This window comes from Alkalicoccus saliphilus (assembly GCF_003044065.1).
Classification (GTDB): domain Bacteria; phylum Bacillota; class Bacilli; order Bacillales; family Salisediminibacteriaceae; genus Alkalicoccus; species Alkalicoccus saliphilus.
Map to the genome: position 1 here is coordinate 94,936 of NZ_PZJJ01000002.1, position 19,707 is coordinate 114,642.

Here is a 19,707-nt window from a genome sequence, read left to right on the forward strand (position 1 = left end):
TCCAGGGGACTTGCCTGTTTTAAATTATCGCTTATAATAGAAGGAGAAGGCACGAACAGGAGGTGGCAGGATGCACTGGTATGAAAAATTGAATCAATATTTTCCGATAGAGGAAATGAAATCGCAGGAGCATATAGAACTGCTGCTTAAAGAGAAAGAAAACATTTATAAGAAAAGTGAAGATGAATTTCACGTGATGATGTATGCGGAAATGGAAGACTTTCTATTTATTGATTACCTTTTTGTGTCAAAAGCAGCCCGGGGCAGGGGGATCGGCAGAAAGCTTCTTGATCAGCTTAAAAAACAAAACAAACCAATCATTCTGGAAGTCGAACCGGTGGATTATGAAGATTCAGATACTGAAAAAAGACAGAAATTTTATCGGCGGGAAGGTTTTCGCCATGCTGAGTCGATTGGGTATACAAGACGCTCACTGGCAACAGGAGAAGTAAATAAAATGGAAATACTTTTCTGGACGCCGGTAAACGAATCTGAGGAAAGTATATATGATAAAATGCGCCACACGTATGAAGTAATTCATACGTATAAAGATATAGAGCTGTACGGCCGGCCTTATGAAGAGGTTAGTAAGGCGCTCAGCTACAAGGAAAGAAAAAAGAATCCAGGCGGTCCGGATAAAGAGCCCGCAAACTAAAATGCCACTCTCGTCAAAACACAGAAAGGAGTGTTTTGTATGAAAGGCAATAAAGCAAAAAGAAGATCCAAAAGGAAACTGCTTTGGAGAGATCTTTTAAAAAGAAAGCTGGATGAAGTGAATAAAGCGCCGAAAAAACAGCCGGTGCCTTATTCCAGAACATTTGTCGCATGACGATGGATATTAATAAGCGGCCGTCAGCCTGAGGCGTAGGAGTGTCCCTGAAAAGTGGGGGACACTCTTTTTTAGATTTTTGGAGGATCAGTCTAATTGATAACGTATTATTCTAAATGAAAATGTGATAATATAAACACATAGGTTTTAAAGGAACTGGAATATCTGTTCGCTGTCTGTTGATAACTAGACAATTTTTCCAGTTAAACCCGTATTAAGTGAGCTCTTACTTTAGGAATTTCTTTAATACGATGTTTATTATTTTCAAAAAAGGGAAAACGAATAACTACGGAGTTACATATGAATAATTTGTACAAGTTTTGTTCAAGTTTTTTATAAAGAGGCTGGTAAAATTAAAAGATTTGTTGTATAATAATGATTATAAACTAGAAATTGCCGCCAGCTTAATAAATAGCACAGATTACTAATTCTGAAGGGAGATTCAGCCTTATGGTCACTCTATTTACATCGCCCAGCTGCACATCTTGTCGGAAAGCAAAAGCATGGCTTGAAGAGCACGATATTCCATTTACTGAACGAAATATATTTTCTGAACCACTGTCAGTGGAGGAAGTAAAGCAGGTTGTCCGGATGACGGAGGATGGCACCGACGAAATCATTTCTACACGGTCAAAAGTATTTCAGGAATTGGATGTGGAGCTTGACTCAATGCCTCTGCAGGAATTGTTCCAGCTTATAAGTGATCATCCGGGTCTTCTCCGCAGACCGATTATTCTTGATGAAAAACGGATTCAGGTAGGGTATAACGAAGCTGAAATTCGTCGTTTTCTTCCTAGAAAAGTTCGTACTTTCCAGCTTCAGGAAGCTGCTAAGAAGCTCGTAAATGAATAATTTGCTCTGCTTAACAGATTCGATCGAGTATGATATGATGATTCAATAAGGGTGAATGCTGTGAAAATAGCTTCACCCTTGTTTCTGTTTGGGTAATTGAGTGAAATTTCTGAAAAATGTAAGTGTAAATAAGTAATATTTATTTCTTTTCTGCTTCATATCCCTTAAAATGATATATAAGTATTTAATAGAGGGTTGAGCCTAGAAGGGAATGGGAATAGATTAATCAATAATCTTTTCTGAAAAAACACGTCTACAGCAGAGTTAATCTCGCGAAAGGGTGAGACACCATGGAAATAGAAAGAATCAATGACACGACGATTAAGTTTTTTATCACTTACAATGATATAGAGCGGCGCGGATTTGACAAAGAGGAAATCTGGTACAGCCGGGAACGGGGCGAAGAACTTTTTTTTGATATGATGAGTGAAGTAAGTGATCAGGAAAAGTTTGAAATGAACGGCCCGCTCTGGGTACAGGTACACGCGCTGGAAAAGGGGCTGGAAGTCATTGTGACCAGAGGTCAGATGAATGATGGCAACGTAAAACTTGAAATTCCTCTGGAAGACGACACGGATTCTGATGTAGACAAAAATATCGTTGATATGCTGGATCAGCAGTTTTCATCTGATGGTGAAAATGAAGCTGCCAGAGATCATACTCTCAGTGTAGTAATCGGCTTCCGGGATTTTGAAGACATTATTTCCCTGAGCAGAACTTTTGAAGAAAATGTTCATACCGGACTGTATCATTTTGAAGAAACGTACTTCGTATACGTTACGATTGATGATTCCTATACAGATGAAGAACAGGATAATATGCTGAGCCGTATGCTGGAATTTGGTTACGAATCCGATGTAACTATCCATCGTATCCTTGAATACGGAAAAACAATTTTGGAAGAAGATGCACTTCAGACAATTAAAAATCAATTTTCCTAATGAAAATCCGGACCGCTTAAAACGGTCCGGATTTTTTTGTAGATTCATTTATCGAATATAGGGGCTCGTCAACTTGTTTAAACTTTCTTTCGCGGGAAAAGTACTGATAAATTCGAAAAAATTAATTTATTGAACATACGTTCCCTTTTATATATAATGGATAAAAATGGAGGGATACTTGTGTTCACTGCGTATGTAGACGGGAAAGATCCAATTCACATTGATCACCTGGATTTGTCGGTTAATAACAGCGTTTTTTCCTGCCCGGAATGCGGCAGTAGATTATTAATCAAAGCTGGGAGCGGCAAGGTGCGATGGCATTTCGCACATGCCCGGAAAACTTCATGTAATGGGAGCGAAGAATCGTTTGAACATCAATACGTTAAAGAACAGTTAGTCTTATGGTTAAAGACTCATGGATATCAGCCGAAAAAAGAATTTACTGTACCTGGATCAGGAGGCAGAAGAGCGGATATTTATGTTTTTTTAAATGGCAGAAAAGTTGTTTTTGAAATTCAGAAATCTTATCTTCCGGCTCGGGAGTTTAATAAGAGGCAGACCATTTATTGTGAAGCTGGGTACGACGTTTTCTGGATAGGAGTTGAAACGAGTGAGAAACACATTTTTAAAAAAAGAATGTCAGCTCTTGAAACGATTCGGTTCCGCGCTTTTCCTTTTATGCATAGTTTCTGTTATAAAATAGCTGAAGATGCTCTCTATATGGAGTTTGGACATGTACAGTTTCAGACGGGAATGAGTCTTTTTCATTTTAAAAAAATAACATGGGAAAAGGATCCGTGTGAAAGTCTTTATCCGTCTCAACCTTCTCCTGCTGCTGCAGCTTATAAAGAAAAAGTGAATCAGGAATGGAAAAGCTTAAGCAGAAAAAAACGACTTTTTCCTAAATTCGGTTATTCAAGAGCAGAGAAAAAAATCTTATCTTACTATTATAAACATCAGCTTTCACTTAATTATTATCCTTCATTATGTTTTCTTCCTGTATATTCTTTTTTTGGTGTTCAGACAGGGGCAGAAGTATGGCAGAGCTGGATTCACTGGAAATATGTTCAGCATAAAGGAAGCCGGTTCACTCTGAGTGAAGTTTGTCTTTCGATAATAAATGAGCCTGAATTTCATAGCTTTCCAATGACGGATCATCCCGCTAACGCAGTAAGGCTGGCTCTCAGGAAATATTTTTTTATAATGGAGTCATTAGGAGTGCTTAAGCGCATTTATCCCGGAGTTTATCTGGTGATTCAGCCTTTAACAGTTAAAAAGCCGATGGAGCAGCTTCTTGAAGATGACAAATTTATTTATAATAAAATACAAAGCCTGCTCTAAAATAAGGTATGATATATTGTTTCAGAGGGGTAATTCCATCATATGGAAGGTTTTTTCTGCTTTATAGTCCAGTGATTACACATAAGTGTTTCAGTAGTAATCAGTACAGTGAATTTCACTGCAGGGCGGGAAACTGTTGCACCCCATTCAAAAACGAAACAAAGCTTAAAAAAGCCCGGAAAATTGTTTCGTTTATAAAAATATTTGAACATTTGATGTGTAACCTCTATGATTATATCAGTGTTATTTTTCTAATTATTATAAAATTTTGGAGGACGATATTATGGCTGCACCAACAAAACTGCCTGAACGAAAAGATATTCCTAAAGATAGGACGTGGGACCTGGAAGACATTTTTGCTACGGACGGAGAATGGGAGCAGTCTTACAGCAGAGTGAAAAACCGCATTCCAGAAATAGCTGAGTACAAAGGTCAACTCGCGGAATCCGGAAAAAAATTGTACGAAGTTCTTCAAAAAGAAGATGAACTTTCAATTGAGCTGGGGCTGCTTTTTGTTTACGCCCGCATGAGATACGATGAAGACACGACCAATTCCTTTTATCAGGGTCTTAATGAAAAAGCGAGACAGCTCCTTGTACAGCTTGGAGAAGAAGCTTCTTATATTACACCGGAAATTTTGAGTATGCCGGAGGAGAAAATCGAAAAATTCCTGGAGGAGGCTCCAGAGCTGGAACTTTACGGCCATGCACTGGAACGGTTAAATAAAAAACGTCCTCACGTTCTGACTGAAAAAGAGGAATCGCTTCTGGCTCAGGTGAGTGATGTCACAGGAGCTTCGGCCAATACATTCAGCATGCTCAATAACGCGGATCTGAAGTTTCCTTCCATTGAAGATGAAAAAGGTGAACGGGTCGAAGTAACCCAGGGGCGATTTATTGGCTTTATGCAGAACGATGACCGACGTGTGAGAAGAGATGCTTTTAAAGCAATGTATGATACGTACAGCAGTTACCACAATACATTCGCCAGTACGCTTGCAGGAAATGTGAAGAAAAATATATTCTCTTCAAAAGTCAGAAAGTATGAATCTGCGAGACAGGCAGCTTTAAGCAAAAACCATATTCCGGAAGTGGTATATGATCAACTTGTTTCTACAGTTAACGACAATCTGCATCTGCTTCATCGGTATCTGGATATTAGGAAAAAGGCGCTCGGCCTGGAAGAGCTTCATATGTATGATCTGTATACTCCTATAGTTAAAGATGTTGATTTTGAAGTTTCCTACGATGAAGCCAAAGAATTGATGGTCGAGGGACTTGCTCAGATGGGGTCGGAATATCAGAATATTGTTAAAGAAGGTTTGAATGAGCGCTGGGTGGATGTAGAAGAGAGTGCAGGTAAAAGAAGCGGGGCATATTCTTCCGGGACGTATGGAACAAAACCATACGTGCTGATGAACTGGCAGGATAATATCAATAACTTATTCACGCTTGCCCACGAATTCGGCCACTCAGTACACAGTTACTATACGAGAAAAAATCAGCCTTATCCTTATGCTGATTATTCCATCTTTGTAGCAGAAGTAGCTTCGACGACAAATGAAGCGCTTTTGAACAGCTATCTGCTTAATAAGGAAACAGATAAACAGCGCAGGTTGTATTTACTGAATAACTTTTTGGAAGGTTTCCGGGGGACAGTTTTCCGACAGACAATGTTTGCCGAGTTTGAGCAGCTGATTCATGAAAAAGCAGAAGATGGCATTCCTTTGACTCCGGCAATGCTGAATGAAACTTACTACGACTTAAATAAAAAATATTTTGGCAGTGAAATTGTCATCGATGAGGAAATTGCCTACGAATGGTCGAGGATCCCTCATTTCTATATGAATTTTTACGTTTATCAGTATGCTACCGGTTACAGTGCGGCTACAGCACTGGCTAAGCAGATTCAGAAGGAGGGAGAACCTGCAGTAAAAAGGTTTACTGATTTTCTGAAAGCAGGCAATTCTGATTATCCGATCAACGTGCTGAAACATGCCGGGGTGGATATGACTTCCTCGGAACCAATCCAGCAGGCTCTGGATGTGTTTGAAGAAACATTGAATGAACTGGAAAATCTAATGTTTCACGAATAAAAATAATCCGTGGTACGATTTATTGAGAAATAAGTTACCCGATAGAAAGAACAATTATTTCAAAAAGATAATTAAAAAATATCTTAAAAAACCTGCTTCAGCCCGTAAAAGGCTGAAGCAGGTTTTTAGTGCTGCTATAAGTTTAATAAAGAGAGCGCCATATGGAGCCGTGCTTTGCCGGAATTTCCTCCACTTTACGCTGAAGCTGCAGCTTCCGCATTTCCCTGTGCGCCTCTTCCAGTTTTAAGTCGTAGACGACCGCAATTTCCTTAGTAGCTACAAGGGAATAGAAAGATACAAATTCCTCCATAGGCACGGGAGAACATTTTGAAAGTTTTTTATCTGTCATGTCCTCCAGAATTTCCTCATAAACGCTGTAGTTGTACATCCCTTCCACTTTAAGTCCCGGTTCATTCACATCCTCACCAAAAAATACAATGGAAGGTGCAGATACTATATTCATTTCCTTTACGAGCTCTTTGTCGTCCTGAAGAGCTTTTTTTGTGGTCGCAGAGTGGAGATCTTTTACAAATTCCCGGACGTCCATTCCTTTTACGCGGAAGGCACAATTAATAAGAACTTCTTCTTCGGCGATATTTTCTTTATGAAGAAAAAGTGCTTCGCGAACTCTTCTCATGTATCTTGTACCAACGCCTTTTCCCTGCAGTTCCGCAGCTTTGATGGCACTTATAGCTGTTTCGGGTGTTGAAAGAGAGTTTTCGTGCCATACATCCCCATCACATGGCATCCCCGTCCTGCATGCCGTTTCATGATAAGCTTTCGCCATATCTTTCGTCAATGAACGTCCACTCCGGCAGGAAGAGTCAAACGAGTTTAAATCGTTTGCCAGTACGGGAGTGATTGCCAGATAACGGCCGTACTCCATCTTCATTTTTTTCATAATTGGCTCCAGTGCCCAGCATTCGGGGCACAGCGGATCGATGAAGACATACATTTCAAGCAGCTTCTGCTCGTCGTTGTTATTATAAACATCGGAGGCTTCTGTGGGGCAGCAGTAATCCTTTTCTTCATCACAGACATAAGTCGGCTGTTGATTAATCGTCAATTCTGATCCCCCCTGGCAGCATTATTTGAATGATTGACCATATGTCTGGCTGTAAAGCTTAACCGTTCGAACATGGCTGAGCGCAGAGGTTCTTCGATTTCAGCCTCTGTTAAAGCCTGAGCCATGCAGGAAAGCCAGGCATCGGCGCGCGCTGGTGTGATAACAAAAGGCATGTGACGGGCGCGCAGCATTGGATGACCGTGTTCTTCCGTATAAAGCGGAGGACCACCGAAAAACTGGGTTAAAAATTGTGTTTGTTTTCTTTTTGTTTCTGTGAGATCGTCTGGAAATATTGGTTTTAAGTCAGGGTGATCGGAAACATGTCCGTAGAAGAGGTCCACGACCTCTTCCAGTCTTTCCGGACCCAGCAGATCGTAAACATTATATTTTTCATTCATAAATTATCCCTCTTTACTGAATGTACCGTAATTGTAGCAAGGGTTGTAGAGAGTGGCAACAATTGTGAACTATTAGTGACAATTTAAGTGAGCCGGTCTCTGCCCCGATTGCTTATCATACCCGGCTTTACAGCAGGATGCAAATCATATGCAGATAATCAATACTTTCCTGCAGATCCGTACCTTCTGCTGCAGAAAAGTTTTTACAATAGAGAAAAAGGAGAGGAAAAGGCCTGATTGTTTGTGAAAGAAGATTTGTCAGCGTTTGACGTAATGAACATTCGTTAATTAAGGGATTATTTACGCTTGATGTTTCATGATTTGTAAACAGATTAATTAAAGCTTCATTTACCAAAAAAACTCCATGCAGTTAAGCATAGAGTTTTGGAGAAGTATATGTTGTATTATTCAAACGCAGCTTTGTAGAATCGGGCAATTTTATTGTCAGGCTGATTCCAGGTAAGGTTCCACTTTTGAAGTAGTTTATTAAAAGCTTCTTTTCCTTTTACTTCGTCCCTGCACTCAAATTCAAGTTCGAAATCAGTAACATTCACATAGTCGGACCGATCAAGAACGAGAATTCCTTCGTCGAGCTCTGTTTCAAGGCGCTCTGTCTGAAGCATACCTAAATACTGCAGCTCGGGCATTGTTCCAAGAAGAGTAATAAGCTGGTCAGTAGTTTCTCCCTGAGGCAGAAGGCCTTTCTGCTGAAGAGCTGTGAAAGCAGAACTGCCGATTTCCTGGTGGGTTTCCAGCAGCCCGCCTGTCTCGTGAGGCTGCTTCAAAGTAAGGACGTAACCGTTATCTTTTTCACGTACACGCAGGGCGGCACCCAATTGCTTTAAGCCAAGACTGCTGGTTTCAAAGTAATGATTTACCTGAGTGAAAGTAAGTTTATCCTGATAGTAATCCATCATTTCCTGATAAGTTTTTTCGTCAATAAGCTGTTTAAATTCGATCTCAATTTCCTGAGTCATAGAGCATCTCCTGTCTGTGTAAGTTTATCATCATTATTCCACACGGAGTAACAGTTTTCAATGAAGGAACAGCGGAGAAATTACGTCTGTTTTTAAGTTTACAAAAGCGGGAATTAAAGATATTATGATAAACTGGAAAAGTAGGTAGCAGAAAGGGGAAGTACAATGATTCACGCATCACATATAGAAGAAAATGAAGGCACTTTAATAGTGCGCACGGATGTAACGCTTCCGTTTCATGGATTGGAAGCAGAAGGTCGTATGCTTGTAGATTCAGACGGAGGGGCTTTTGTATACCTTCTCGGACATGGAGAGGAATTTGTACACCTTCGTTTTGAAGAAAACACTTGGAACGAGATACATACATACCGGCAGACAGAAAAACCCATATACGTAAGTACAGGTATTAAGCCGGTGGAATTGGAAGACTTTTGGACTGAGATTGATTTTCTGCTGGATAATATCCGTGGAAATCAGAATTACGGGAAAGAATTCGTAAATAAAATAGAAAAGATATTTATGGAAGACAGCATGGAGGAGTGAGAAAGATGATGGATTGGGATGTGATGCTCACCCCGTATAAGCAGGCGGTGGAAGAGCTCAAAATTAAGCTCAAAGGAATACGGGATCAGTATCAGCTGTCCTCCAAGCATACCCCGATCGAATTTGTAACCGGGCGGGTGAAACCGGTTTCCAGTATATTGGAAAAAGCAAAACGTAAAAACATTCCATTAAACCGCCTGGAACATGATATGCAGGACCTTGCCGGTGTGCGTGTGATGTGTCAGTTTGTCGGGGATATCGACACAGTGGTAGGCTTAATCAAAGCCAGAACTGATTTTGAAATTGTAGAAGAGCGGGATTACATTAAGCATAAGAAAAGGAGCGGCTATCGTTCCTATCATATGATCCTCCGCTATCCTGTACAGACAATCGAGGGGGAAAAACAGATCCTTGTAGAACTGCAGGTGCGTACACTCGCTATGAATTTCTGGGCCACGATAGAACACTCGCTGCAGTATAAATATTCAGGTGAAATTCCTGATGAAATTGAGCAGAGACTGGTAAAGGCTGCGGAGGCCGCATTTCAGCTGGATGAAGAAATGTCGAAGATCCGTGGAGAGGTGCAGGAAGCCCAGAAAATCATGACAAAAAAACAGGAAGCATCAAGAAGAAAGTCGTAATTGCACGGAAAAGAGAGGGAGGCGGTCAGGTGAAATTTAATGTGAGATCCAGGGGAGATCATGCGTCCAATGTGCTGACACAGCGTGTAAAATCCTACCTTGAAGAATTTGGACTGGTTTACGATGAAGAGGAACCTGAAATCGTTATTTCCATTGGAGGGGACGGAACACTGCTGGAAGCTTTTCATCAATATGCCTACCGGCTGGACGAAACTAGTTTTGTAGGTGTGCATACTGGTCACCTCGGCTTTTATGCCGACTGGCAGCCGGAAGAGGTGGAAAAGCTGGTAATCCATATTGCCAAAACTCCTTTTAAAATCGTGGAATATCCACTGCTGGAAGTGCTTATCCGTCATACGAATGATTTGGAAACAGAACGGTACCTTGCTCTTAATGAGTGCACGGTAAAGAGCATGGAAGGCTCTCTCGTTATGGATATAGAAATAAAGGGAGAACAGTTTGAAACTTTCAGGGGGGATGGATTATGCATGTCCACTCCTTCAGGAAGTACTGCCTACAATAAGGCTCTCGGAGGAGCTATTCTGCATCCTTCTCTTGCGTCGATTCAGCTTGCAGAAATGGCTTCTATTAACAACCGCGTTTACCGGACGATCGGTTCTCCTGTTGTACTTCCTGAGCATCACACCTGCCTGCTGAAACCAAGAAGTGATGTGGATTTTCAGGTGACTCTCGATCATTTAACTCTTGTACAGAAAAAAGTTAAATCTATTCAAGTGAGGGTCGCGGCGGAAAAAATACGTTTTGCCCGTTTCCGTCCTTTTCCATTCTGGAAAAGGGTAAAGGAGTCGTTTATTTAATGAACAGCTCTTCGATAGAACTTGCGTGGGAAATTACCACCTCAGATTCCGGAACCACACTGCGTGAGTTTCTCCGACAGAGGAAAGGTATGTCACGCCGGCTGCTTGCGGATGTTAAGTTTAACGGAGGGGGACTTTTTATAAATAGTCGTCCGGCAAAAGTTACCGCACTACTTGAGGAGGAGGATGAGGTTATCGTAAAACTTCCACCGGAGGAAATCAGTCCGAATATTGTTCCGGTGAACATTCCTCTCGATATAGTATATGAAGATGACCATATACTGCTCATTAATAAACCTGCCGGTCTTCCTGTACTTCCAATGTCAGACAGAAGCCTGCACTCCGTGAGTGGAGCCATATTGAATTATTACGCTCAGTCAGACTGGCCGGCTACAGTGCATATTGTAACACGGCTGGACCGGGACACATCGGGCATCATGCTTATAGCAAAACACTGTTACGCCCATGGGAAACTGTCGGCGGCTCAAAAGGAAGGATCTGTTAACAGGATTTACGAAGCCTTAACAGAAAAGAAATTTCCTTGGGAGGCCTGCTCAGTATATGCCCCTATCGGACGTCGGGAAGGAAGTTTGATTGAGCGTGAAGTGACGGTTCACGGAAAACATGCAGCTACTCATATTACGAAAATCAATTCTAAAAGAGGAACGCGAATCCGCCTCCTGCTTGAAACCGGAAGAACCCACCAAATACGTATACATTTAAGCTGGCTGCAGTATCCGCTGGCAGGAGATACGCTTTATGGAGCAGAGGAGAATACTGGATTAGGAAGACAGGCACTTCACGCTGCCTGCATCACATTTTTTCATCCTGACACAGGTGAAGAAATGATAATGGAAGCTCCTGTCCCTTTTTAATTCAGTTATATTAAAGCATTCGTGGTTCTTGCGTAAGGCGAGAGAATACGTTTTATGGGCTTTTGGCTGAGCGGGCCCATCTGCTGAAAAACTGGAAGAAAAGCTTTTTATTGATAAAGTCTTCTCGGTTAAATAAGGTTTAATGAAATATACACCCTGTTTTTACCAAATTTACGTATAAGCCAGGTTCGTTTTGATAAGCGGGGGAAAACTCCGTTTCCACATATCCTGCCGGATCTTTCGGCTTCCTCTGCCGCTGACCTCCGCTCGTCTATGCTTCATTTTTCCCGTCCGGAAAGGTCTTGAATTTTTCCGGTACTCTCGGCATTTCAGATGCCGCAGAAACAAATGTTTTTTCCGGATAACGGAAAGCTGTTAATGCTCCTCCAAATACACAGCCGGTGTCAATATTTACTGTTTTACCGGCAATTCTTGGTGCAATGACAGGAGTATGACCATAAACAATACAATTTTCTCCCTGTGGGTAGATTTCAGGCCAGTCTCTTCGAATTGGGAAACCTTCTTTATCTTTTGCTCCAGTAACATCCCCATACAGAACAAACGACTTCACTTTTCGATCTTTCCTCCCAAGATCCTTATGTCTAATGCCGGCGTGGGCTACTACTAAATTATCGGAATCAAGCATTAAATATAAAGGGGCATTCTCGTATAGGTTTCGAAAAGTCGCGGCTGACGTTTGCTTTTCGACAGGTGACAGGGCTTCCCATTCAGCTATGGTTGTTTCCAAACCATTGTTAATTCGGACATCCCTTCCTATAAAAAATCGATAGAGTTTATCGCAGTGATTTCCAGGGCAGTATAAAGCCTGCTGTTTTTTTACCCAGCTGCTCACGTCTTTTATAACACCTAAAGAATCGGGACCACGGTCTGTTAAGTCTCCTAAAAAAACAGGTATCCTGCTTTCAGGGTGATAAAGACCGGTTTCAGTCTGCTTATATCCCAGTTTTCGAAGTAGAGTATGCATCTCGTTCCGGCATCCATGAACATCACCTATTACATCATACATGTGTATCCCTCCCTTAATCTAACGATATTGTAGCATGAAAACGTTGACGCTTTAAAAGCTCTAATGTAAAATTAGTACCAGGTAATAAAAGCAAGCACATATTGAGGGAGGAAACAGTATGATTAATCTGGATTTGTCCGGCCGCACTTATGTAGTAATGGGGGTCGCAAATAAAAGGAGCATCGCCTGGGGAATTGCAAGAGCACTTGATCAGGCGGGTGCTGATATCGTTTTCACCTATGCAGGAGAACGTTTTGGGAAAACTGTTCAGGAGCTGGCAGATTCCTTGGAAGGAAACCACAGTGTTCTTCCTTGTGATGTAACCCAGGATGAGGACATAGAGAAAGCTTTCGAACAAATAGGGCGTAAATCGGGGACGATTCACGGAATCGCACATTGTGTGGCCTTTGCGAGCCGGGAGGAGCTGGAAGGTGAATACTTGAATACGACACGTGATGGATTTCTCCTGGCACATAACATCAGCTCTTATTCACTGACTGCTGTAGTGAAAGCAGCCAGGCCTTTTATGACAGAGGGAGCAAGTGTCGTTACAATGACCTATTTAGGCGGCGAGCAGGTCGTTAAAAATTATAATGTCATGGGAGTTGCCAAAGCAAGTCTGGATGCAAGTGTGAAATATCTGGCAAATGACCTTGGAAAGGAAAATATCCGTGTTAATGCGATTTCTGCCGGTCCTATCCGGACGCTCTCTGCTAAAGGAATCGGCGGATTTAATGAAGTAATTAAAGAGATGGAGGATAATGCTCCGCTGAAGAGGACTGTAACTACGGAAGAAGTTGGCAGCACCGCTGTTTTTTTAATGAGTAATCTATCCAGTGGAATTACTGGAGAAATTCTGCACGTGGACGGCGGCTATAATACGATAGGTATGATGTAATCATCACGAAACAGAGCCGGGCACTGACGATACATCGTCAGTGCCCGTTTTTTTATAATAGCTATGTTAAAGTTCACTGTTGACGGCTGGAGGAAAACTTCGCTGACCGGCCTGCCGTGGAGGAGGTATTCGGGCAGGCTGCGCCCTATCCTCCAATCTCCTTCTTCCACGGGCCGGTTTCCGCTTCGTTTTTTCATAGAAAAAGAAACGTTCTGCTTTTTATAAATGCTGCTCTTTTTTTTAAAACCGAGGCCCGGGCAGAGACGCCTGCGGAAGCGCGCAGACCCTCCCGGACGGAAGGGTCTGCCGCAGGCAACCTTCAAAAATAAAACGGAGCTTTAATAGAGCCTTTATAATAAATATTAGTATTAGCTTTTTTGGAGAGGATCCGGTCGATTTTTAAACTGTTTTGTAAAGAGAAAGAGAGCTGCTGCTGCTATTACAGAAATTACAAGAAAAAGGTTGGAGTAAATAAGAACATTATCTGAATATACGACAGGGTTAAGCTGGAGACGAACATTCTGAAGGTCCAAAAAAGCACCAAAAACAGCGCTGGAAATAGCACCTGACATAAAATTCATCAAATTAAACATTCCTATACCGACTCCTGTTTTTTCCTTCGGTACAAGTTCAGTAAGAAGATTAGCTGTAGAGCTTTGGATCAGCGGAAATGCTACATACTGCACAAGAATACACAGTGCAAGAAGATAAGGTGGAATACCGATAAAAGTTGAAATCAAAAAGCTTCCACCAACAGCAAGTAAAAAAGCGGTCTGAAGCACCGGGAAGCTGCCGCGGCTTTCAACAAATCTTCCGCCTCTCTGGCCGACAAGTGCTGCTCCCATTGCTCCGGGAAAAAGCAGCAGACCAATTTCTACAGTGCTTAACCCGTAAACAGACCGGGCCATAATAGGGACGATAAAGATCATACCAAACATGACACTTGTTCCAAGAAAACTTGTTAATACCGCAGTTGTATAATATTTATCCTTCAGCATTTCCAAGTCAATAAAAGGAGCAGGATGTTTTCGGATGTGCAGATAAAAAGCAGTTAATGAGAGAGCAAAAATGGTAAGTCCGATCCAGCTGAACATTGTAATAAAGAACAGCAGGCCTGCTACGGAGGAAGCGAGAAGAACTGCACCCGGTATATCGACCGAACCACTCCGCACCGTTTCGTCCGGAATCCATTTTCTTAAAAAAGGAATGGCTATCAGTGAAATAATAGAAAGGATAAATAAATAGCGCCAGTCAAAAGCCCCTCCTACAAAGCCGCCGGTTATTGGTCCGAGACCGGAAGCAAAAGCTACTGTGGCCGAAACTGTCCCAAAAACCCGGCCTCTTTCTTTCGGCATAAATCTTGCTGGTATAATAAAAGCAAGGGCGGGAATGGTAGCTCCGCCCATCGCCTGGATAATCCGGGCAATAAGAAGAAAGGCATAGTTTTGTGAAAAAAGACCGATAGCAGCACCGGTGGCAAACAAAATTATTCCTATAGTCAGCAGTCTTTTAATAGGATAAATGTCGGCCAGCTTACCATACATTAATGCACCAACGGCGAACACAAGAATATAACCTGTCATTACCCACGTAACCTGGGACGGGAGCAGATCAAAATCTTCAGCTATATCCGGGATAGCTACGTTAAACATCGTTCCATTCATCACAGTAAATGCAAGAATAATACAGAGCAGCAGAACCAGCCTATTTTTTTGTTTTTTAGTTAATTCTTTGTTCTGTGGAATTGAATCAGTCATCACAGTGCCTCCAGTAGGTCAGTTACAAAAAAATCATAGAAAACCGCCCGGGTCTTCCATGAAACATTAAAAGTGTATGCATAATTAAATAAGGGAATATATAATTCATAGTATCCGGAATTTTATTTCGACTCCGAAAATACCCGTAGTTCATCTTACGTTTTATGTTTGAAAAAATCAACGAAAATAATTTTTGAAGGGGTGTCAATTAGTGGAGACAAAAAATATTATAGGTATTGCCGGAAGTTTAAGACAGGAATCACTTAATAAATATCTTCTGCAGTTTATGGCAGATGAAGAGTATGAAGGACTAAACATTCAAATAGAGAGTCTTGAAGAAATTCCGTTATTTAACGCAGATCTCGAAACGGGAGGAGACCCGGGACCGGTAGCGAGATGGAAGCAGAAATTAAAAAAGGCAGACGGTATACTTATTGTTACACCAGAATATTCCCATGGTACTCCCGGAGTATTGAAAAACGCATTGGACTGGGCCGGCAGTATGACTAATGAAAATGTACTTTATCATAAGCCGGTGATGCTTGCAGGTGCTACGCCTACAAGAATGGGCACCGGGTTCTCCCAGGCACAGCTCCGTCAGACACTTGCAGCCTGCGATGCTTATCCGCTCCAGCAGCCGCAGATTTTTATTGCTCAGGCACATAAACTCATAGAAAATGGAAAAGTAACGGACGAGAAGACTGCCGATTTTTTGAAAAAGGCAGCTGCGTCCTTTCGTGAGTGGATAGTTCAGTTGGAAAAGTGAAGGAGAAGTGTATATGTCTGATATCTTATTGTGCAGTCGGCTGGATGAAAGCCGCCGCAGCAGGAAGATCAGCCCAAACAGATTAAAGGTTATAAGCTGAATTCTCACCGTCAAGTTAAGCAGGGGGCTATCACTTGCAGACAGGTGATCAACCGGGTTAAGCTGGTTCTTATAACACTATAAAAGGTGGGGATTTCAGGAATGGAACTGCTTGACTGGAGCTACGGAAGACGGTATCAAATTAAAGCGGTCTTTTCGAAGTTTCCAAATTCCATGGTGATTTTCCGTTCTTTTCCATCCTATTATTTTATTTATACTGTGCGCTGGTCTGATGAAGATCCAGTTGTCAGACGCAGTGATCTGGAAAAAATGGAACGATTATTAAATGATATGCTGGGGCTGCTTGATCATTATGAAGGCCGCCGGGCAGCGAGGATTCAGTCAGAAAAGTAAAAGTTCCCAAAAACTGTTCCTCCGAGGTAGCTCAGCACGAACATCAGCAGACCGAAGCTTACAATTACCTTGGTTTTTTGACCATCTGTCATATTAATAAATTTTTTGATCATTAGTTTTTCCCACTTTCCAATTGATTTTATCGATGCTGAAGCCCCATATTGATTTAAGGGGCACTTTCTATCCTTTATACACATGTCCCGGTTCAGCGAAGTTCTCAGTTAATTCTTACAAATATTCTGCAACGTGATCTATGAGTACACCTGCAGAGCTGATTGAAAACTTCTATAAATACAAAAATACCACGCTTGAAAGAAAAAATCAGTAGGAGTATTGAATTTTCATTTCTTACGCTTTTACAAGAAGCGAAGATAGTAAACATTAATCCAAGGAACTTTAAGCACAATATATGCGAGTTAGAACGAGGTGAGAATATGGAGAACCAGTCAGATAGAGAAAAAAAGATTATTGAAAGTTTTCAGCAGGATGAACAGATGATGGCTCACGTGTTTGCACAGTGGTGTATTAATAACGACCTGAATCCTGAAGAAGTATACGCGGAAGCTTATGGCGCGGCAGACAACCCTGTGCTTCAGGAAGCAGTTAAACTGACAGTTTCTAAAGAAGAAGCAGGCCCTATTGAAACCGAGACGCTGTTAGGTGTATTAGCACTTTTTGGAAATCACGACCTTGCAGAAGCCGTCACAAACCGGTCTGAGTTAATAAACAGAAAAGAGGAATGAAACAGATGAAACCAATTTTACCTTTGCTTGGATCTGCAGCGATACTCACGGCTTGTGGAGCAGTGAACGAAAATACAGATGAGACAGCAGGAGATGAAGCGGAGGATTCATCTGTTTATGAAGTTGCTGTTATACCTTCCCAGTCGATTGGAGAAATGGAAGAAGGTCTTTCTCTTTTGGAAGAGCATCTGGAAGGTGCCCTTAACCGGGAGGTCGAGGTGACCCACTATCCGAGCTATAATGCTGTTGTAGAAGCGATTAATTACGGTCATGTAGACCTGGCTTATTTTGGTCCTGTTACATATTTAATTGCTTATGAACAAAGCGGCGCAGAAGCTATACTAACGCAGATAGTCGATGGAGATCCTTACTATTATTCTTATATTTTAACGCAGCCCGATGCTCCCTGGGATTCGCTGGATGAACTGGTGGAGGATGCCGAAAGTGTTGATTTTGCTTTTGGAAGCCAGTCCTCCACCTCAGGTTTTGCAGTGCCCGGGTATGAACTTTATGAGCGCGGTGTTTATGAGAATGAAAGCACTTATGATTTTGCTGATGTCCGCTTTACCGGCTCCCATGACATTACTGCCAGTGCGGTGGCTAATGGTGATGTAGATGCTGGAGCGATCGATAGTGCTATATATAATGCGCTTGTAGACGATGAGCTGATTGACGAAGAAGACTACAAAATTATTTGGGAGTCCGAACAGCTTTATCAGTACCCCTGGGCTGTTCCAGGAGGTACGGATGAGGAGCTGAAGGCAGAAGTGCAGGAAGCATTCCTGGAAATTGAAGATGAGCGTATACTTCGTATTTTCGGAGGTGCAGAGGCTTTCACTGAAGCCTCCCATGAGGAGTATGACAGCGTACTTGAAGCTGCGCGGGCGTTTGATCTTTTGGAGCCGGAAGAAACGGAAGAGAATAATGACACTGATGATTCAGAATAAGAGTGCTTACTGATGGTCTGGTTCCGCAAGCGCCTTTTTATTTACGCAGTTCTAATTCTGCTGCTGCTGGTATTCAGCGGCATCGGATCGGATTTTTCTTTAACTGCTTTATTTCAGCTCGGCAATACATGGGATTTTATGCAGAGAAATTTCTGGCCGCTCCGCTGGGACTTGTTTCCCTATCTTCTTCAGCAGTCTCTTATAACTTTATCAGTAGCTTTTTTTGGAACATTTATGGCACTCGTAATCGCACTGCCTGTAAGCTTTCTTGCAGCTGAAAACACTTCTCGGACATCTTTCGGTTTTTATTCCGTCAGATCCCTTCTTAGTCTTTTCCGCTCCGTGCCGGAAATTGTTTTTGGTCTAATATTTGTTGTCTCTTTAGGTCTGGGACCTTTTGCCGCACTTCTGGCTATTTTTCTTCACAATGTATCTGTACTTGGAAAACTCATTGCAGAGCTTGTGGAATCATCGGACAAAGGACCACAGGAAGCCATGATGTCTGTAGGGGCCGGAAGAAGAACCGGCCAGCTGTTTTCTATCCTTCCTCAGATCTGGCCTAATGTACTTTCCCACTACTTTTACCGATTTGAAGTAGCGATCAGGACATCTCTTGTACTTGGTATGATTGGTGGAGGGGGACTTGGACAAAGTTTAATGAACTATTATAACAGCCTCGCATACGATTCCATGGCTTCAGCAATAGTAATTATAATGGTACTCGTAATTATCGTTGATGTTAGTGGAGGTATTGTGAGAAAACGTGTTATTTAACGCTTATCACCGTGGCAGGTAAAAAAAGAGCCAGAGCGTCCTTCTAACATCAGAAGCTTTACCAGGGTGAAGATAAAAAGACAGGGGCTGATTGCATGCTGAGTTTCAAAAATGTCAGTGTAGTTTACGAAAAGGGTGAAGCCCCCGCATTAAATAATATCAATTTAGAAATCAAGCCGGAGGAGTTTGTATGTGTGCTCGGAAGAAGTGGTGCCGGGAAATCCACTTTCATACGCACTGTTAATGGTCTTCAGACTCCAACTGACGGAAGAGTTACAGTACTTGGAAATGAATTGAACTGCCTGAAAGAAAAAAGACTGCGGAAACTTCGTTCAGAAATAGGCATGATTTTCCAGCATTTTCACTTAATACCAAGGATGTCAGTGGAGCAGAACGTTTACACCGGCCGTTTTGGGCAGCGGCCAGTCTGGAAAAATATGCTGGGCTTGTTTTCTGAGGAAGAAAAAAGACTCACAGACTCTTATTTAAGAGAAGTAGGCTTGTATGAATTTCGTGGGCGCAGAGTGGAAAGGCTGAGCGGAGGACAAAAGCAGCGGGTAGGTATTGCGAGAGCAATGGTGCAGGAACCTTCTATACTTCTCGGTGATGAACCGGTCGCAAGCCTCGATCCGACAACTTCGGATCATATATTTCAGCTGCTGAAGTCCCTCCATCTGAAAAGAAAGCTGACAACTGTTATCAATGTGCATGATATAGAACTGGCTGAGAAGTTTGCTACCCGGATTATAGGTCTGCAAAACGGAGAAATCGTGTTTAATGGGACCCCCAGTGAGATGACAAAAACAGACCTTCAGCATATTTATAAGTAAGTGGAAAAGACAGCAGGAAGCGTTTGCAAGAATTCCTGTTATAAGCTAGGATAAATACAAGCGGGTCTTTATAGTTAGCTTCCAACATGTATATCATAAAATAGCAGGCTTAAAATAAAGTATGTCGAAGTTATTA

General features: G+C 42.0%; 23 protein-coding genes. 17 read left to right on the plus strand and 6 right to left on the minus strand.

Annotated elements, in window-relative coordinates:
* Positions 1–70: 70 nt before the first annotated feature.
* The 6 genes from C6Y45_RS01995 (at position 71) to pepF (ending at position 6,058) form a co-directional block, all read left to right on the plus strand.
* A complete protein-coding gene (locus C6Y45_RS01995; protein WP_107583352.1) occupies positions 71–655 on the plus strand; it encodes a GNAT family N-acetyltransferase in 585 nt (194 codons plus the stop codon).
* A gap of 39 nt (positions 656–694) precedes the next feature.
* A complete protein-coding gene (locus C6Y45_RS18030; protein WP_281260568.1) occupies positions 695–829 on the plus strand; it encodes a hypothetical protein in 135 nt (44 codons plus the stop codon).
* Positions 830–1,279: 450 nt separating this feature from the next.
* A complete protein-coding gene (gene spxA / locus C6Y45_RS02000) occupies positions 1,280–1,681 on the plus strand; it encodes a transcriptional regulator SpxA (RefSeq protein ID WP_107583353.1) in 402 nt (133 codons plus the stop codon).
* 290 nt (positions 1,682–1,971) lie between these two features.
* Positions 1,972–2,622, plus strand: a complete 651-nt coding sequence (gene mecA, locus C6Y45_RS02005) for an adaptor protein MecA (RefSeq protein ID WP_107583354.1) — start codon at positions 1,972–1,974, stop codon at positions 2,620–2,622.
* A 156-nt stretch (positions 2,623–2,778) separates the two neighbouring features.
* Positions 2,779–3,963, plus strand: coding sequence for a competence protein CoiA family protein (locus tag C6Y45_RS18160; protein WP_146159141.1), 1,185 nt, complete (start codon positions 2,779–2,781; stop codon positions 3,961–3,963).
* Positions 3,964–4,246: 283 nt separating this feature from the next.
* A complete protein-coding gene (pepF, locus tag C6Y45_RS02015) occupies positions 4,247–6,058 on the plus strand; it encodes an oligoendopeptidase F (protein ID WP_107583356.1) in 1,812 nt (603 codons plus the stop codon).
* A gap of 142 nt (positions 6,059–6,200) precedes the next feature.
* Here the strand turns inward: pepF and C6Y45_RS02020 are convergent, their stop codons facing one another.
* The 3 genes from C6Y45_RS02020 to C6Y45_RS02035 all read right to left on the minus strand — a co-directional run bounded on the left by C6Y45_RS02020 (position 6,201) and on the right by C6Y45_RS02035 (position 8,499).
* Positions 6,201–7,124, minus strand: coding sequence for a ClpXP adapter SpxH family protein (locus C6Y45_RS02020; protein WP_245922477.1), 924 nt, complete (start codon positions 7,122–7,124; stop codon positions 6,201–6,203).
* Positions 7,121–7,522 carry a globin domain-containing protein gene (locus C6Y45_RS02025; RefSeq protein WP_107583357.1) on the minus strand — a complete coding sequence of 134 codons (402 nt, stop codon included), beginning with the start codon at positions 7,520–7,522 and terminating at the stop codon, positions 7,121–7,123. The genes C6Y45_RS02020 and C6Y45_RS02025 overlap by 4 nt, the downstream gene beginning before the upstream one ends.
* Positions 7,523–7,926: 404 nt before the next feature.
* The gene (locus C6Y45_RS02035) at positions 7,927–8,499 is read right to left on the minus strand and encodes a CYTH domain-containing protein (RefSeq protein WP_107583359.1); all 573 of its coding nucleotides are present in this window, start codon (positions 8,497–8,499) and stop codon (positions 7,927–7,929) included.
* A gap of 165 nt (positions 8,500–8,664) precedes the next feature.
* Between C6Y45_RS02035 and C6Y45_RS02040 the strand changes: the two genes are divergently transcribed.
* The 4 genes from C6Y45_RS02040 to C6Y45_RS02055 are packed head-to-tail and all read left to right on the plus strand — an operon-like array spanning position 8,665 to position 11,376.
* On the plus strand, positions 8,665–9,042 hold the full coding sequence (locus C6Y45_RS02040; RefSeq protein WP_107583360.1) for a UPF0738 family protein: 378 nt from the start codon (positions 8,665–8,667) through the stop codon (positions 9,040–9,042).
* Between the two features lie 5 nt (positions 9,043–9,047).
* Complete coding sequence (gene yjbM, locus C6Y45_RS02045) at positions 9,048–9,683, plus strand: GTP diphosphokinase (protein WP_107583361.1); 636 nt, start codon at positions 9,048–9,050, stop codon at positions 9,681–9,683.
* 29 nt (positions 9,684–9,712) lie between these two features.
* Positions 9,713–10,501 carry an NAD kinase gene (locus C6Y45_RS02050; RefSeq protein WP_107583362.1) on the plus strand — a complete coding sequence of 263 codons (789 nt, stop codon included), beginning with the start codon at positions 9,713–9,715 and terminating at the stop codon, positions 10,499–10,501.
* Complete coding sequence (locus C6Y45_RS02055; protein ID WP_107583363.1) at positions 10,501–11,376, plus strand: RluA family pseudouridine synthase; 876 nt, start codon at positions 10,501–10,503, stop codon at positions 11,374–11,376. The genes C6Y45_RS02050 and C6Y45_RS02055 overlap by 1 nt, the downstream gene beginning before the upstream one ends.
* A 271-nt stretch (positions 11,377–11,647) precedes the next feature.
* Here the strand turns inward: C6Y45_RS02055 and prpE are convergent, their stop codons facing one another.
* Positions 11,648–12,403, minus strand: a complete 756-nt coding sequence (gene prpE, locus C6Y45_RS02060; protein ID WP_107583364.1) for a bis(5'-nucleosyl)-tetraphosphatase PrpE — start codon at positions 12,401–12,403, stop codon at positions 11,648–11,650.
* 121 nt (positions 12,404–12,524) lie between these two features.
* Here prpE and fabI point away from each other — a divergent pair, with 121 nt between their 5' ends.
* Complete coding sequence (gene fabI, locus C6Y45_RS02065) at positions 12,525–13,301, plus strand: enoyl-ACP reductase FabI (protein WP_174703863.1); 777 nt, start codon at positions 12,525–12,527, stop codon at positions 13,299–13,301.
* Here fabI and C6Y45_RS17265 read toward each other — a convergent pair.
* Complete coding sequence (locus C6Y45_RS17265) at positions 13,277–13,624, minus strand: hypothetical protein (RefSeq protein WP_160058076.1); 348 nt, start codon at positions 13,622–13,624, stop codon at positions 13,277–13,279. The two genes, fabI and C6Y45_RS17265, sit on opposite strands and share 25 nt — an antisense overlap.
* A 45-nt stretch (positions 13,625–13,669) precedes the next feature.
* Positions 13,670–15,058, minus strand: a complete 1,389-nt coding sequence (locus C6Y45_RS02075) for an MFS transporter (RefSeq protein ID WP_107583367.1) — start codon at positions 15,056–15,058, stop codon at positions 13,670–13,672.
* A 211-nt stretch (positions 15,059–15,269) separates the two neighbouring features.
* On the opposite strand from C6Y45_RS02075, the gene C6Y45_RS02080 reads away from it, so the two are divergent.
* The 6 genes from C6Y45_RS02080 (at position 15,270) to phnC (ending at position 19,571) form a co-directional block, all read left to right on the plus strand.
* A complete protein-coding gene (locus C6Y45_RS02080) occupies positions 15,270–15,824 on the plus strand; it encodes an NADPH-dependent FMN reductase (protein ID WP_160058077.1) in 555 nt (184 codons plus the stop codon).
* 186 nt (positions 15,825–16,010) lie between these two features.
* Positions 16,011–16,277 carry a hypothetical protein gene (locus tag C6Y45_RS02085; RefSeq protein WP_245922479.1) on the plus strand — a complete coding sequence of 89 codons (267 nt, stop codon included), beginning with the start codon at positions 16,011–16,013 and terminating at the stop codon, positions 16,275–16,277.
* Between the two features lie 434 nt (positions 16,278–16,711).
* Positions 16,712–17,020: a hypothetical protein gene (locus C6Y45_RS02090; protein WP_107583370.1), complete on the plus strand. Its 309-nt coding sequence runs from the start codon at positions 16,712–16,714 to the stop codon at positions 17,018–17,020.
* Positions 17,021–17,025: 5 nt separating this feature from the next.
* Positions 17,026–17,967 carry a phosphate/phosphite/phosphonate ABC transporter substrate-binding protein gene (gene phnD / locus C6Y45_RS02095; protein WP_107583371.1) on the plus strand — a complete coding sequence of 314 codons (942 nt, stop codon included), beginning with the start codon at positions 17,026–17,028 and terminating at the stop codon, positions 17,965–17,967.
* 12 nt (positions 17,968–17,979) lie between these two features.
* On the plus strand, positions 17,980–18,741 hold the full coding sequence (phnE, locus tag C6Y45_RS02100; RefSeq protein ID WP_107583372.1) for a phosphonate ABC transporter, permease protein PhnE: 762 nt from the start codon (positions 17,980–17,982) through the stop codon (positions 18,739–18,741).
* Positions 18,742–18,836: 95 nt separating this feature from the next.
* Complete coding sequence (gene phnC / locus C6Y45_RS02105; protein WP_107583373.1) at positions 18,837–19,571, plus strand: phosphonate ABC transporter ATP-binding protein; 735 nt, start codon at positions 18,837–18,839, stop codon at positions 19,569–19,571.
* Positions 19,572–19,707 lie beyond the last annotated feature (136 nt).